The 14,732-nt window shown below is 54.9% G+C and carries 13 protein-coding genes and 2 pseudogenes; 2 read left to right on the plus strand and 13 right to left on the minus strand.

Translation table 11 applies throughout. The features are described from left to right. Positions 1-202: 202 nt before the first annotated feature. Complete coding sequence (locus ACMHYJ_RS00005; RefSeq protein WP_414244147.1) at positions 203-565, plus strand: helix-turn-helix domain-containing protein; 363 nt, start codon at positions 203-205, stop codon at positions 563-565. A gap of 30 nt (positions 566-595) precedes the next feature. On the opposite strand, the gene ACMHYJ_RS00010 is transcribed toward ACMHYJ_RS00005, so the two are convergent. The 13 genes and pseudogenes from ACMHYJ_RS00010 to ACMHYJ_RS00070 all read right to left on the minus strand — a co-directional run bounded on the left by ACMHYJ_RS00010 (position 596) and on the right by ACMHYJ_RS00070 (position 13,272). Beyond that, complete coding sequence (locus tag ACMHYJ_RS00010; RefSeq protein ID WP_414244148.1) at positions 596-2,299, minus strand: IS1634 family transposase; 1,704 nt, start codon at positions 2,297-2,299, stop codon at positions 596-598. A 283-nt stretch (positions 2,300-2,582) separates the two neighbouring features. Beyond that, a complete protein-coding gene (locus ACMHYJ_RS00015) occupies positions 2,583-3,296 on the minus strand; it encodes a phosphocholine cytidylyltransferase family protein (RefSeq protein ID WP_414244149.1) in 714 nt (237 codons plus the stop codon). After that, complete coding sequence (locus ACMHYJ_RS00020) at positions 3,293-3,865, minus strand: gamma-glutamyl-gamma-aminobutyrate hydrolase family protein (RefSeq protein WP_414244150.1); 573 nt, start codon at positions 3,863-3,865, stop codon at positions 3,293-3,295. Before ACMHYJ_RS00020 ends, ACMHYJ_RS00015 begins: the two co-directional genes overlap by 4 nt. 22 nt (positions 3,866-3,887) lie before the next feature. Next, positions 3,888-6,281 (minus strand): PEP/pyruvate-binding domain-containing protein, encoded by a 2,394-nt coding sequence (locus ACMHYJ_RS00025; protein WP_414244151.1) that lies wholly within the window; start codon positions 6,279-6,281, stop codon positions 3,888-3,890. Beyond that, on the minus strand, positions 6,274-7,614 hold the full coding sequence (locus ACMHYJ_RS00030; protein WP_414244152.1) for a hypothetical protein: 1,341 nt from the start codon (positions 7,612-7,614) through the stop codon (positions 6,274-6,276). Before ACMHYJ_RS00030 ends, ACMHYJ_RS00025 begins: the two co-directional genes overlap by 8 nt. After that, entirely contained in the window at positions 7,611-8,138 is a 528-nt protein-coding gene (locus ACMHYJ_RS00035) for an adenylyl-sulfate kinase (RefSeq protein ID WP_414244153.1), read from the minus strand. Before ACMHYJ_RS00035 ends, ACMHYJ_RS00030 begins: the two co-directional genes overlap by 4 nt. Before the next feature lie 309 nt (positions 8,139-8,447). Next, positions 8,448-9,149 (minus strand): class I SAM-dependent methyltransferase, encoded by a 702-nt coding sequence (locus ACMHYJ_RS00040; RefSeq protein WP_414244154.1) that lies wholly within the window; start codon positions 9,147-9,149, stop codon positions 8,448-8,450. 199 nt (positions 9,150-9,348) lie between these two features. After that, a pseudogene (locus tag ACMHYJ_RS00045) lies at positions 9,349-9,912 on the minus strand (transposase); the annotation flags it as partial. A 318-nt stretch (positions 9,913-10,230) separates the two neighbouring features. After that, a complete protein-coding gene (locus ACMHYJ_RS00050) occupies positions 10,231-11,451 on the minus strand; it encodes a class I SAM-dependent methyltransferase (protein ID WP_414244155.1) in 1,221 nt (406 codons plus the stop codon). A gap of 192 nt (positions 11,452-11,643) precedes the next feature. Further along, positions 11,644-11,793: an adenylyl-sulfate kinase gene (locus ACMHYJ_RS00055; protein WP_414244818.1), complete on the minus strand. Its 150-nt coding sequence runs from the start codon at positions 11,791-11,793 to the stop codon at positions 11,644-11,646. After that, on the minus strand, positions 11,794-12,858 hold the full coding sequence (locus ACMHYJ_RS00060) for a CDP-glycerol glycerophosphotransferase family protein (RefSeq protein WP_414244156.1): 1,065 nt from the start codon (positions 12,856-12,858) through the stop codon (positions 11,794-11,796). It abuts the gene before it with no gap. A 55-nt stretch (positions 12,859-12,913) separates the two neighbouring features. After that, on the minus strand, positions 12,914-13,057 hold the full coding sequence (locus ACMHYJ_RS00065; protein WP_414244819.1) for a hypothetical protein: 144 nt from the start codon (positions 13,055-13,057) through the stop codon (positions 12,914-12,916). Between the two features lie 2 nt (positions 13,058-13,059). Next, positions 13,060-13,272: a hypothetical protein gene (locus tag ACMHYJ_RS00070; protein WP_414244157.1), complete on the minus strand. Its 213-nt coding sequence runs from the start codon at positions 13,270-13,272 to the stop codon at positions 13,060-13,062. Between the two features lie 429 nt (positions 13,273-13,701). Here ACMHYJ_RS00070 and ACMHYJ_RS00075 point away from each other — a divergent pair. Beyond that, a pseudogene (locus ACMHYJ_RS00075) lies at positions 13,702-14,653 on the plus strand (IS630 family transposase); the annotation flags it as partial. Positions 14,654-14,732 lie beyond the last annotated feature (79 nt).

Here is a 14,732-nt window from a genome sequence, read left to right on the forward strand (position 1 = left end):
AACTGGGAGTTATGGATATCGGATATAGCTAGAATGCTCAGTGTTCATGCGGGTTGCTGGGATTATGCAGGGCCGACGAATTACGTAGAAAGGAGAGAGCGCTGGCCGAAGCGGCGGCGCTGCTGACGCTATCAAAAAAAGCCCAGGCCATCTGGGGCACCGACGAGGAAGACTGATTCCTCTGGAGATGAAGCAGATGACCATGACACTGATTGATGAAGCGGTTGAGTGTGGCGCACGCCAGTCCAAGGCGTGTGAGGTGCTGGGTTTGACTTGCCGTACGCTGCGACGCTGGCGTGATGCCCAGAGCCTGGGCGACGGTCGTAAAGGCGCACAAAGAGGGCCATGCCGACATGCGCTGACGGCCAGTGAGAAGCAAGAAATTCTTGCCGCTTGCAACAGCCCGGAATACCAGAGCTTGCCCCCTTCACAAATCGTCCCGCGTTTAGCTGATAAGGGGGTTTACCTGGGCAGTGAATCGACGTTTTATCGCGTGCTGCGTGAGCACGCTCAGGCGAGCCGTCGTGGTCACCCGAGTTCGACAGTTACACCCGCAACTTATTGATTTATAAGAACCAGATTTAAAAACGCTCCACTACAGATTGACGAATTCCGCAGCTGCAGTCGGTTTTTCGACCTGCAGGCTCTTCAGGATCGTCAACTGTTCGGCATCGATATTCGAGACCCCCATCACGGGCTTGCCGCCCGGCAGCACCACTCGATGGGTCTGGATGCGACGCAGCATCGCCAGTGCGCGTTCGGGCGACACGACATCAGGCACAGGCCTCTCGCGCAGGCGCAGGCGCATCACCCGCTGCAGCACCAGGGCGATAAAGCAGATCATGGCGTGCGCCCGGATGCGTTCGGGCAGTCGGTGGTAGACGGGGCCGATCTCGAGGTCGGATTTAAGGACCTTGAAGCCGCGCTCGATATCCGCCAGGGATTTGTAGCGACTGATAATCTCTTCAGGAGCCAGGTCCGGGACGTTGGTGACCAGCAGCAGCTTGCCATCCATGGCGCGTGCCAGGGCCAGAGCCTGTTCGTCGATCTGGTAGGTGAAGAGTTCGCTTTTGAGATCCACCCGGATGATGCGCCGCAGGTGTGCCTCGCATACCGCGTGATAGAACCGTGCCCGCGCACCGCCATCGGAGAGCTTGCGGCCTTTGCCGCGTACCCCGGCATCCTGGGCATCGAGTTTGCCTACCCACTGGGCCGCCTGAGTTTCCAGTGCAGCAATCTTCTGGTCACGCTGGGCCGTTTGTTCGGCGGCCCGGTGCCGATCATGGGCCACGACCAGTCGCAAGTCCTGCCAGGTCTGCTCGCCCACGATCTCCGGGTCGTTGGCCACCGCAGCCGCCTGGTTGAGGGGCTCGAACAGCTCGGCGAACTCTCCATACCGACGCCCCGGCACAGCCAGGATGAATTCCAGCACTTGGCCGTTGGGCAGACGCATGGCTTGGAGTTCGGCCAGATTGTCGATCGAGAGCAAGCCTCGATCCGCCACGGCGATGACCCGTTGCACAGGGAAGCGATCCAGCACCTTCTGTAGCGACGCCTTCAGCGTCCCCACCTCGGCCGTATTGCCCTCGAAGACTTCGTGATAGAGCGGTACGCCGTCTGCCGTCTGCACTAATCCCAGCATGAACTGACGGGCAATGACGCCTTCCTTGGACATGCCGAACTGACGGATGTCGTTCGCTTGCTGGGATAGGCCTTCGGCCCGGATCGTGGTCATGTCGTAGAAGACCACCGACAGATCGTCGCTGACCAAGGGTTTGACGGCTTGTACCAGCGCCTGATCGATGGCGGCGTGATGTTCCACCACCGCATCCATGGTGCGCAGCAACTGCTGGTGCCCCACCGCTGCCAGCTCCAGATCGGGCAGGCTCACGGTTTGCAGCCAACGCACGGCGCCCAGCTTTGAATCCGCATCGCACAGACGATTGAACACCATGATGCGCAGCAGCGCTTCCAGGTCGATCTTGTGGCGTGTGCGCTGGCGCAATACTGCGCGCAGCCGATCCAGCCCCAGTTGCTTCCAGATTTGAGTCAACACCCAGAGGTCACCGAACGCCCGGGAAGAATCAAAACGGGCTGTGCCATTACCCGCGTCCGGTAAGGGCGCCACCCCCAGGATGCGTGAGAGCCCATCGTGCATGGACTTGATCGAATCACCTATCTGGTCCAGGCGTCCGAGCGTAGCCACGGTGCGCTGCTTGGGGCGCCCCGCGCCATCTCGATAGGCCTCCACCAGCTGCACATAGCGGCGAGAACCCGACTTGGTGACCTTGATGAACATGCCACTACGATACTATTAATCATAGCGATACGTCAACAAAATTCACCCACAACGTGCCATTACAAATAAAACAGCGAGATTTGTTGAAACCCGCAGTATTGCTGCATCTTCATCAATGAGTGAGGCTCAAACTGTCGAACTCAGGAATACTCATGCGGGTTTCGAGAGTTTGTCAGGGATGACTAGCTCATAGCCCCTATCTCCGTGTCCATTAATACTTGACCACGACAAACTCGGGTGGACACAGCGGGACGGTGAGCACAGAAAATTGCTCACCCCTCGCTCACCCATAAGCCTCCAAATCCGTTGCGCTGTCCACTTCTCCCCAGACGCCCTGGTAGGGTATCGCCTCGATGGGTAATCTTCCGGCCTGGATGATGGCTTGCAGCGTTCCTGTCATGTGCATCCTGTCTTGTTGTGGAGCAGGTAGCCCTTCGCGGATTGTTGCGATCTCCGCCCATCCTGCCGGGCTGACTCGCAGCAGTCCCATGTATTGTCCCTGAATGGCCTGTATGGAATCCGCCTGATTGCCGATTTCGGCCAGTGTGCCGTCGGCATGCAGCCGGAATGTTTCCGCGTCAGACAGCGGGTCGCTGAACCGCCGCTGCCAGATGTCCAGCCAGTCCGGGTCATAGGTGATGGACAAGTCTGCCTGCGAGGCCATCAACAGGGATATGGCTTCGGGCTCATAGAAAATGTCTGAATAGCTGATAATGCATGCCGCCTGAAGTAGCCATTCCCGGGCACAGGCCAGCGATGCGACCATATTGGTATTAGGCCAGCGGGCATTGTGGAATTCCCGGGACGCGCGCCCAGCCAGCATCTCCCGGCGATAGCCGGTGACGATGCCGATGTCCTGGATGCCGGCAGCACGCAGGGCGCTGATCTGGTGATCCAGTAGCGCGCGGCCTTGGAACTCGACCAGGCATTTCGGGCGGTCGTCGGTCATGCGCCGCATGCGGCTACCGCGTCCGGCAGCGAGGATAATGGCTTTCATAGAAACAGCTGTCGAATTCTTGATTTGTCGGCAGGGTCGAAAGGGGCGGGTTCGCGCTCTGGATGCCACATCCAGGCTTCCCAGGGCTTGCGGGTGCTTTGCATGGCTTCGATTGTGCCATCCGGGGCCGATGCCAGCACGCTGAAGCCTGCCGGGCATGTGCGCAGTGTGTTGGCGTGGAAGCTGTTTACCTCTTTGGATATCCTGCCGCTGATGGGATGGCGGGTGCCGGCATGGCCCGGCTTGGGAATCAATGGGCAACCCGCGTGCAGGGCCATCAGTTGCATGCCGCGGCAGACGCCAAGTACTGGCAGGTCTGTTTCATCCGCCCATGACAGCAGCGCGTGTTCGGTTTCATCGCGCAGGGGCGTGGTGCCGATGTCGTCTCCGCCTGTCAGAATCAGGCGGTTTACGCCCCAGGTCTTGCAGTATGCGCGGATACGCCCTTGGCCTAGGTTGGGCAGGGGCAGCCAGGCGGCTTCGGGCAATGCGGCGGCTAGGAATACGGCCCAATCCTGGGCGATGGCGTCCCTGGGCTCGGTGTAGTGAGGCGCAGACATAATGCGCATGGTCAGGCCGATGCGGATTGGTTCAGATTGTTTCGATGGGTCGAAGAATGTTTTCTGCACAATTCAGCTCCACGTGATGGGCATTGGCTATTCGGCGATAAATTTGTTCGCCGACGCCGATGGCGGCAGGCAGGCCCAGCTCTGCGCAGCGCACGGCCATGTGGGAATTGGCGCCGCCGTATTGCGTGATCAAGGCGCCCGGTGATTTGGTGAAAATCCAGTCGAAGCCTGGGTCTGCGTTTTCGATGCAGACGATCTTGCCTTGAATCTGGATGGTGGAGGGTGTGTTGGCGTTCAGGCGCACGATGGCGCCTGTGGCGCGCCCGAGGCCGATGAAATTGGGCACGCTGCGGTTCATGGTGGCAACATGGATGTCTCGACCGCTGAACAGGATATGGCTGAGGCGCAGGGCATGGGCGGCGTCCATGGATCGTCGTGCCTGGTTTGCCTGATCGAGATAATAGCGATCCACATCGTCCATGATGGCCTGGTACTGCGAAGCGCGGATCGAGTCCCAGTCCAGGAAAGATAGGTCATCCCGCGACAGGCCATGGGCCGCCCCCCATCGGATGATGGCCGAGAGCGCGTCGGACAGGCACCGGGTAAAGACAAATTTGATTTGCTCCCGGGCGGCAATGGCTTGGGCGGCATGTGCCAGTAGGATCGAGGTCGTGATTCCGGTGAGACCGGCACCGGATAGCAAGGCGTCAAGATCCTGTGTTTCCTGGGCGGTGGGGGCGAAGGAATTAGCCACCGGCAGGGGCTTGCCCGGCGCCATATCCGAGAATAGATCGTCGCGCTCGTCATAGCGCAGCGAGGTGATTTCATAGGTGCCCGGCCGCAGATGGCCATATCGGCGGAAGAATCTCTCTCGGGCCAGGCAGTCGGTGCCTGCTGCCCGATAATCCGTCAGTAGGTCGCGGGTGACCGTGTTGATGCTGCGCTTGAACTGCGCCAGTCGGTCTTGTGTCAGCGCCTTGCGCTGAACGGCCGATCGCAGCAGGGCTTCGGCGATGAACGCATGTCGGGCGGCTACCGAGAAAGGCAGGGTGCCCAACGTCTTGCAGCGATCCAGCAGATGCACCGCCCAGGCCAGGTCAGGGCCGACCGGCTGCCGCCGAGCCAGTTCGGCATCCAGCCGGTTGGCGTCTGCAATGGCTTGATCCAGCGTATTGTCTGATCCTGGGCGCAGGCTGGTGGATGTCAGCTTGCACAGGGCTTCGCGGTATTCGGCCAGCTCGGTCGGGACAAGCAGGCCGGGATAGCGGTTGGGAAATACCGTGTCCCAACTGAGGTCCAGGCAGGTCGATACAATTTCGAACTCGACCTTGTCGTGAAATTCGGGGTGATCTTCCAGTCGCTGCAGCCAGGCATTCACCAAGCGGCTGCCCACATCATCCGGCAGGTCGGCGGGCAGGAACGAATTGAAGCTGTTGCGGACATCGATGTAGGGGTGATGATTAATACAAGCCATCAGTTCGATGGGCCCCGTGTCTCGGTAACCCATTCGGGTACGCGCCAGGCTCCAGGTTCTTTCGGTGATCAGGTGCCTGTACAAGGAGGCGGCCAATGGGCGCGGTGTCGTCCCGATGATTTCGGCCGGGTTCCAGTCCGGCATGATGGCCAGTATGGTGTGTGAACCCAGTATGCCTGGCCGGGGCAGGGAAGCGTGTTCTATGAACCGTTCGGCCTGAGCCAATTGACGGTGGACGCGGCGTTCGGTGACGGGGTGCCAGTTGCGCGCCAGGGCGATGCGACGAACCTGGAACAGGTGCATTGTCCCCTGGCTGTCCAGGCCGAATTCGATGTCCAGTGCAGCACAATGGCAGGTTTCTTCCAGCTCGCGCGCAAGCCGCAGAATGGCCGCGATGCGGTCTGATCGGATGAGCGCTTCGGGGCATTGTCGATGCACGTACAGGCTTTTGTGGACGCCATTGCCGCTGGTTATGGCGTCGGTGCGCCCGGTTTCGTCATCATAGTCAATGCAGAAGTAGGGTGCGCCATGCACCATGTCATAGGTCATGACGACCCCGCTGACGACGATGTCGCGGGCCATGGCCTGGATCAGCACTTGGTCTTTAGGGTTGCCGGTCATGGATCGCACGACGCGTTGGATGGCCGTGTCCAAGGCATTGCGATCCGAGGCGGCGACATCCAGAATGCTGAGAAATGCGCCCGCCATGGAGGTCGTTTCCGCGTCTTCCGCCAAGGCGCTGGATCGCACGGCAATGGACAAACCGCTGAACTGGGCCTGGATGGCAGCCAATATCCGCGCGGAGTCGGCAAGCCACTGATCGCAGGAAAAGTAGTACGGTTTTGCGATGATCCCGGACTGAATGCGACCGGTCAGGTTGTGCAGTGTTTCGGCTTTGGTGCCGAAAGTGAATGCTCGGCTCGTCCGCGTGTCGTCAGTCATGGTTTTGTATCGGTAGGCCCAGGATCGCCAAGTGCTTCAGAACAGGGTGGATGACGAAATAGCTTGACCCCTCGTCCGGTTGCTGAGGTTGGGGAGATGGGAATGATCCAGTGGATGCGTAATCGTGCAGCAGCCGGGCCAGTGTGTCGGCGCGGATGGAGGCATCGTAAATCTGATCAACGTCGATGCCTTGGTCGGGCACGGGGTAGTCATAGCGGGCCAGGATGCCGCCAGTGTCGATTTGCGCATCTAGAAAGATTGCTGTGACGGTGGGCGGGGCACCGTTCAGCAGCGCATAGTAGATCGTGGTGCTGCCCCGGTAGTCGGGTATGCGGCCTGCGTGCATATGCAGAAATCGCGCCCCCAGGCCCAGTGCCTCGGGTGAAACGATTTGGCCGCCCGCGCCGGAATAGATCAGTGTGTGGGGGCGCAATTGCCGGATGGCATCCATCGCTGGCGCATCATTAATGCTGGCCGCTTCGACCGCCCGGGTATGAATACCGGCCCGGCGGCAGGTGGTGATGACGGATTCGTCCGGGTTGACGAGTGCGATGCCATGTCGTAGAGGAGAGGATAAGGCGTTGGACGGAAAGTCGGGAGCGGTGTGCTTGCCCAGCAGCAGGACGAATTCCGGGTATAGGCCGTTGGCTTCCAGTGTCTGGATGTAGGCTTGCGATCTGGCGGTGGGGGCGGCGATCAGACCGATGCCCCGCAACATCGTGGGGGTGGTGCGCGGTTTTGAAACAATCGGGAGATCTGCTGGGGCGAGATGGGGCCGTGGGCGTTTGGCGACTTGATCCACCAGTGTCCGTTCCTGATCCAGAATGGCACCCAGACGCATGCTGCTGATGTGCTTGGTCATTGGCACCATGCCGTCCGCAGTCAGTGTATCGACACATTTGAGCAGGCCGCTGAGGTAGCGCAGGTCGGTGGTCAAGGCCGTCGCTTGCCCCAGCACTTCGGCCAGCAGCAGATAACGCTCCAGGCCATGGTAGTGCATAGGGTCTTTAGGCCGCCAAGTCCTTGTATAGTCGTCATGCAGCCGTTTGGATACTTCGAAGCGCTGCAGCACATGATCCAGCGTGTCCCATGTCTCGGCAGGGCATTCGGGAAGATGTAGCGCGCATTGCAGTCGTCGCAGGGCCTGGACGATGGGCGCCGGGTCTTCCCGCGCGGTAGCCGCGTATGGGTTTGCGTGGCATGCGGCCAAAGCGGCCGTTCTTTGGCGCTGCCAGGCTTGTAGAAAGGCGCGTCCCCCGAATGCGGCGTAGAAATAAGTATTCCGGTTTTCCAGCAGGTTGCCTGATGCGTAAGGGTAGACGGGCGCCGTCATGTGGAAGCTCCTAATCCCGCCCTTGCCAGGGCTTGTGCGGCCAGGCTTGGGATGTCGGGGGCGTCGCCGGAGGAATCAATCACCATGTCGGGATGGGAGGGCGGTTCAAACCGAATATGCACACCGACGACGTTTGGGGTCTGGCCGCTGTCGGCTGCCGCATACAGCCCCTTGACGTCTCGTCGGCGCAGGGCTTCCAGAGGCGCATCCATGAATATTTCGAAATAGCGGCTGAAGCGGGCCCGGTTGGCGCGTCGCATGTCGTCGAAGATCGACAGAATGCAGCAGATGACATGGATGCCTTGCCGGTCCAGCATCTCGCACAGGGAGGCGATGCGTTCCGCGTTGATCCGTCGGCCCTCGACCGTGTAGGGGTCGGAACCCTGGTCGAAGGAAAAGACCTGACGCAGGGTGTCGCCATCGAGCAGTACCGTGTTGGGGTGTCGGGCACGAAGTTGCCGGGCCATTTCGCTGCCCAACGTGGTCTTGCCGGAGCCGGATAGGCCGATGAGCCAGAGGATCATGATCAGGAGGTTGGTTTGAATGGGTGATCTGGTGTTTTTTAATGAGTATAGCTTTTTGGCAATATTGATTTGTCGATTATGTTGTCCTTTTGTCGAGATTCTGGATTTGCCTGCGTGATGGCGTCTAATATTATTTCTTCGGGCAACATCCGATAGTAGGAACTCTCAATTTTTTGTCCTATGAAGGCTGTTTTCTGGGGGGCATGTTCGACTCCCCGTTATTGATGATTTCTTTCTTTGCTATCCACAGGTGACGTTGACTTCGCGCATGCCGTGGCAAGGGGCTTGTCGAGAGTTTGCCGAGGGGCTTCACAGCGCGACAATAGAATGTCCGAAAAAGTTAACAAGCTTCGTCTTTAGCGCGCTTTCCTCGAAGGTTTTATAATAAAACTCTTTGAAGCTTAGTTTGCACATGTAGAGTTTATTGTACCCGATTGCAAATGGAACCAGTGTTGGATGGAAGCTTATAAATTTAGCAGTTCCTTCTATTACGCCCAGCCAATGGTAATTTAAAATATCATCAAGAATAACAATTCCTTGGTTATTTACAAGGTCATTTGCTAGTATAAGATCAGAAACCGTATGCTCTGCTGTGTGTCCCCCGTCAATAGAAATAAAACGCATAGTGCCTAGGCCAATTGTATCGCGTAATCTGAGAGACGGGTCAGTTGAGTCTCCCTTGATTATCTTGACATTAGAGCCATTGTGTCTGTCGTGATTGATTAGGTTGGTCTTAAAGGCATCTAGATTTCCCTTCCCTGATCGATCTATGTTCAGGCTTTGATCATCAAATACATCAATCGCAAACGAAGGATATTTTTCATCCACAAGGCAGTTCAGCATGATGAAGAATTTACCATGATGGATGCCTATTTCCATGCATCCTCCATTTTTATTGATTTCGACGTTATCTAAAATTTCCATTACGTCGAAGTTTTTTTCGCTGCACCAGCCGGCTGTATTTTTAAATCCATTATCATAATAATTTCGTAGGTTTTTATGTGAAATCATCTTTATCACCAATTAAATTAAGATTTTATAGTCAACCCTGAAATATTCATTTCGACAGTCAGGGGCCACTTCACGCCGCCAGAAGCAGCGGTTGTGTTGAGTTGACACGGTTATTGATTCGGCCGCTGGGCCGCCGTGAAGCCAAGATCGACCAGAATCGGCCTGTATCGATGTCTTTTTGCAGATGCAAAAAAAGACGCCACAAGAAGGGCACGCCCTTCTTGGCAATCATGCGCAGCAGCCACTTGATGTTGTAGCCCGCCGCGCACAGCACGGCGTGCAGCCGGTCGCCGTGCTCGCCTTTCAGGTGGCAGCGATCCATTCGATGATTCGCCTTCAAGTGGCCGATGATGGGCTCAATGGCCTGACGCCGCTTGAGCTGCTTTCTCTCCAGCGCCGTCAGCCGCTTGGGCTTGCCCCGGTGTACGACACGCACCATCGGGTTCTCAGCATCCACACCCCGGTAGCCCAGATCGACAAACACCGTCTCGGGCGCCCCCGCGCAGTCCTGCATCAGGATCGTGGCCTGTTCCAGTTGAGCGTGCAGCGTGTGCCCGTCATACGGGTTGCCGTGAAACGCCCGGGCGCCCACGATCAGGTTGCCTTTGAAGGTGGTGGCAATGCCCACCTTCACACCGAATTCGTAAGGATGGCGCGCCTTGCCCTTGCTGATGCAGCTGACCTCCGGGGCGTGCCAGGCATACAGCTTGGGCTGCCCGTTGACGGCCTTGCGCTGCGCACTCTGAGCGGCAATACGCCGGGCCTTTTCCAGGACCTCGCCCAGGGCATCGCGCACAGCCTGATGGCTCAGTTGGGCCTTGCAAACAAACAGATGTGCCATCGCTGCCTCGATCTCTTGCTACGGCAGGCGCGAGGCTAGCGCCGCCAGCGGATGGCGAAGATCAATCATCTGGTCGAGGCGGGCGCGGAAGAAATCGTCGGTGGCGGGGCAGGTGAACATGAAGGCAAAACTCCCAGAAAATGGTTTCCATTGGACAATAAACTGGGGGTTCCAGCTATCGGGTGTTACTCGAAGATACAATACTCATGCGGATTTTGAGGGTTTATCAGAGATGATTTATTATTTCTCTGAATCTGTGCTGGGAAAAGGGTTTTCTGAAAAGTTGAATCTCTTTTTGGCGGTATTTAGATCCATTTTTCTCTGTGGCTTTATAATTATTTTATCCCTTTTTCTTAGAATGACAAACAATTTGTCTATATCGTATTTTGGAATAAACCGCTGTGTCATTTTTGAGTCTATATATTCAAAATAGCACTCCACTATGTCAAATTTTTTATCTAAATCTCCGTCGTCTCCTGGCTTTCCGGTTCCGGGGCCAAATACATTATGGGTTTCAAATAAAAAATATCCGTCATGCTTGGTTATTTTCCATATTTTAGCTATATAATCTTCAAAATCCATCGAGAGATTGCCATCAATGGTGCAGTGATTGGCAAATGAGATAACTATATCGTATTGTTCATTTGTCTCCCATATGGGGAAATCAGCAACTTCAAAATGTACGTTTTTTTGTTGAAATTCCGCGCTGGTTATTCTTCCTATTTCAACTAAATAGGGATTAAATTCTATTGCTTTTACGTGGTCAACATGGCGAGCTATTTCCAATGCCATGAATCCGTTATTGCAGCCAATCTCTAAAACATGCATGTGAGGTTTCAACCAAGGTAGAAATTCATATTTCTGTAGTCGCTGCTGAGTCGGCTTGGCTCCGGCAATACCTATGCGCTCGTAGCCTTGGTAAGCATAACCGGCAGCGTATGGCTTCCCCCACTGAGTTGCTTGCATATAAAGCAATTGAAATATCTTTAATTGAAGATATGCTAATTCTGGTGCTGCTAAATGAACAACAATCAAGTCACGCCAAATATAGTAGCGCGATAGGTTCTGGAATGAATCACCTGCGGTAAGGTCGGTACTTTGTAAGTCGTTTAGCAAGCTGTATATTAGGCCGTTGGAATTATTTGGATCTCCGTTTTCTGCTAACCATTGATTTTTATTTATAGTTAAGCTTTCTTCGGCTTTTGGATTCCATGATTTTTGTTTTATTTGACGGATTGTAGGAATCAGGTTTTGGTTTTTCTCGCAAGTCTCGGGCCAGAGCATTGAAATCAATGATGGGTCTAGTAATACGCATGATATCAATTTCATCCAAATTGAATCGGCTTGGCTTTGTTCTATAGTGGTTATTATATTTATCGCCTTTTGCTCTAGAGGATCCAATAAACGGGGATGGATGTTTAATATATGGATTGTCTGGGAGATTGGAAATTTGATGGGCATAATAATGATTTATGAAGGTTCTTTTACTTGGTCGATATCTCAGTATACGGATGAGTCGATTTTCTGTCGCCATCCTTGCTACAGTCGTAGCGTACGAGAGCGGCAGCGGGTGTCTAATAACCAAATCAATCAAACAGTAAATTGGCATCTCGCACACGGCGGAGATGCATTCAGCATTGGTGCGTCGATCCTTCACCGCATAGGGGTTGGGCCCTTGTCGAATGAGAAGATTTGCCGCAATGTGTCTCCATCCAGCAGCACAGTGTTAGGATGCCGTGCCCGAAGCTGTCGAGCCTTTTCTCGGTCGAGTGCCGTTTTGCCTAAATTGGAAAGACCATCCAGTCATGCTACCATGTGCCGAACCTTCCGGTGCGCGATGATATGCTCCATGTTTAATAAAGCTTGTGCCGCCACGACAGACGAGAAGCCAAAATAAGGAGAAAAATATCTTGGGCGAAGTTGCGAACGTGTTTTTTTCTGTTCATCCCAGAGAGCCTCGTCTTCTAGATACTTAGTTATATCGGCTGCTCCCGCTTCGATGCTTTTGAAATGCTGGCGCAGGTAAATATCAGGGGAATTCTCTCCTGTGCATGGGTCTTTGCTTGCCCCAGGAACATTGAGAAGAAGGAAGTTTTTATCGGTGTACAAGGCGGCCATAGGTGGGCCGCCATAATCAAAAATCATATAGTCGGCTAGTTGATACAGAGGTAGATTGTCCTGGGCGGTTGTAATGAGCGTTGTAAAAGGCTGCCTTGCTAGTGCCTTGACTCGATGGGGTTCCGCAGCAGGCATCAGCGGGTGAACCTTTACAATCACATTGTAATTTCTCGCGAGTTCGCCGATTTCCTCGTCGAAGTGCCCGACAGAGGATAAGGCATCCCAGGTTGGTAGCCAAACAATTGTTTTTTTCCTAGGATTGCAGCCATATTTTTCCCTTAGTTCCGTCAAATTTGGCTTTTCGTTGAAAAAGCGGTCAAATCTCGGATAGCCCATCGGTATGATGGCTGCATCGCAAATTTTTGAGAACTCTGTGGCGTGGAATGGTCCGAAGCACAAGATTGCGTCGTAAATCTGATTCCAGAAGCTCAAATTCCATCCGGATTTACCAGCGGCGTACATAAAACGGATATTGTGCTTTCCCAGTTGTTGGACAAGCGGAGGTTGGTATGCACCGGCTTGGGGGTGGTTGGATATTAAATAGTCATATCGCTTGTTTGTGCGGATGGCCTCATCTGCGGAAATAACGGGGCTGTTCCATTGTTTTGTTGCTTCCAGAATGTCAGCTGGGAGAGTGTCAATCAGTACAATTTCGAAAGAGCCAGCGGGGAGTAGAGACCAGACTGGGCCAAAGTGATTTATAAGCTCTGGAGAGTGGAGAAGAAATCCAAAGGTTTGTGTGGACGGCATAGTATGCTCCTCGGGTGAACTTGCCTCGGTTTTACGTACAGCAGTTCATGCTGCGTTAAGCGCCTGCATCATGTATACCGGCGCAACAGCCGATGGCCGAATGCCAGCGTGTTCGATTATAGAAGCCTTCAATCCAGTTGACGATATCCAGCCGGGCCTGTGTGCGGGTGGCATAGCGAACTTGGTAAATCCGTTTCACTTTCAAGGTTTTAAAAAACTTTCCATCGCCGCGTCATCCCAGTCATTGGCCCGTCGACACCTGGAGACGAGCATGTCGTAATCACTCACCAGCGGGCGATGAGACAGGTCTGCATACTGGTGGCTATCCAGGTTGGCATGCATGATCAGGCCCCGGGGCCGGCTTGTGCGCAAGTAAGCGGTCTTCAGGGCACTGCAGACCAGATCAGCCGTCATCCGATCACTCAGGAACCAGCCTGCGACGCGCCGGTTGTCAGAATCCAGAATAACCGCTAAATCTGAAACAGACCGGGCCTGCATCGCCCGCTCTGACACCTGTCATGCGCAACAGGCTCGTGCGGGTATCAATCTGGCGCAGTGTCAGCCCGCTATCCGAACTGAGGCCGCCACTCTCGAAATACGCTTGCAAGTACCGCCGTCCGAGGCGCCCAAAGTCCAGTTGTTCAGTGGTACGATTTGGTGTAAGTGATTATTTTTATTTATGTGGCGTAAGAACCAATAGCCATAGGTCTTCGGGCAAGAGTTACCTATTCTTTTTATACTCCTGACGAAATTTCCAGGCTAGTATAATATTTTATTAATTTGTTTATTAACATAGCAATCTGGCATAAAATGACAACTACCCACTTCGATAGGATATTTGCCATGGGTAAGCCTGCTGCGGCGTTCGCTTTGTCGAGCGCGGATCGCGTGGAACTTCAAGCGTGGCTGCGCAAAAGCGCGCTGGATCAGCGCCTGGGGATCTCGGCACCCGTGGTCTTCAAGTGGCGTGCTCGCTACCAGGAGCGCGGCATCGCCGGCCTCTCGGGCTTGCCTCGCCCGGGACAACCGTGCAAGCTCACACAACAGAAGGTCAAGGAAATGCTCACATTCACTACCAGAAAGATTCCCGCCGAGGTCTCTCACTGGAGTTTGCAGCTGATGGCCCGGTATGCTGGCATCAGTGTGTACCAGTTGCGTGGGATCTGGCAAGGTGCGGATCTGAAGCCACATCGCATTGAGAACTTCAAGATTAGCAACAATCCGCATTTTGTCGAGAAAGTGGTCGATGTGGTGAACCCGATGTGGCGAACCTTTGCATGAGCCCTCCTGAGAACGCTGTTGTGCTCTCGGCCGACGAGGAGACGCAAATTCAGGCGCTGGATCGCACACAACCGCAACGGCCTCTGCGCCCTGGGCAGCTTGAGCGCTGTGCCCACGATTACAAGCGCCGTGGCATTGCCAGCTTGTATGCCGCTTTCGATATCCTGACATGCCAGGTGGCGAGGCGCGCCACCCAACGGCATCGGGCACGCGAGTTGCTGGACCTTATGCGCCAGATTGAACGCAGCACGCCGCCGGAGCTGGATCTGCATGTGATTTCGGACAACAGCTCCACACACAAGACGGCCGAAGTGCGCTCATGGCAGGCCAAGCATCCGCGTATCACGCTGTACTTCAAACACACCAGCGCCTTGTGGTTAAACGCTGTCGAGCGCTGGTTTTCCCGCCTTGAATGCCGATCTCTTTATCGAGGTGCCTTCGGCAGTATTGGCGAATTACGCGACCAATTCTGCAATTCATCGGCACCCATAACGCGTATAGTGCAAAGCCATTTTGTTGAACGAAATCGGCGGCCACCATCCTCGCCAAGAGAGCTGCAGAAGCAGGTTTTAATAATTTAATTAATCAAACAA

Origin of the sequence: Castellaniella hirudinis (genome assembly GCF_047468865.1) — a bacterium.
Lineage (GTDB): Bacteria > Pseudomonadota > Gammaproteobacteria > Burkholderiales > Burkholderiaceae_B > Castellaniella > Castellaniella hirudinis_A.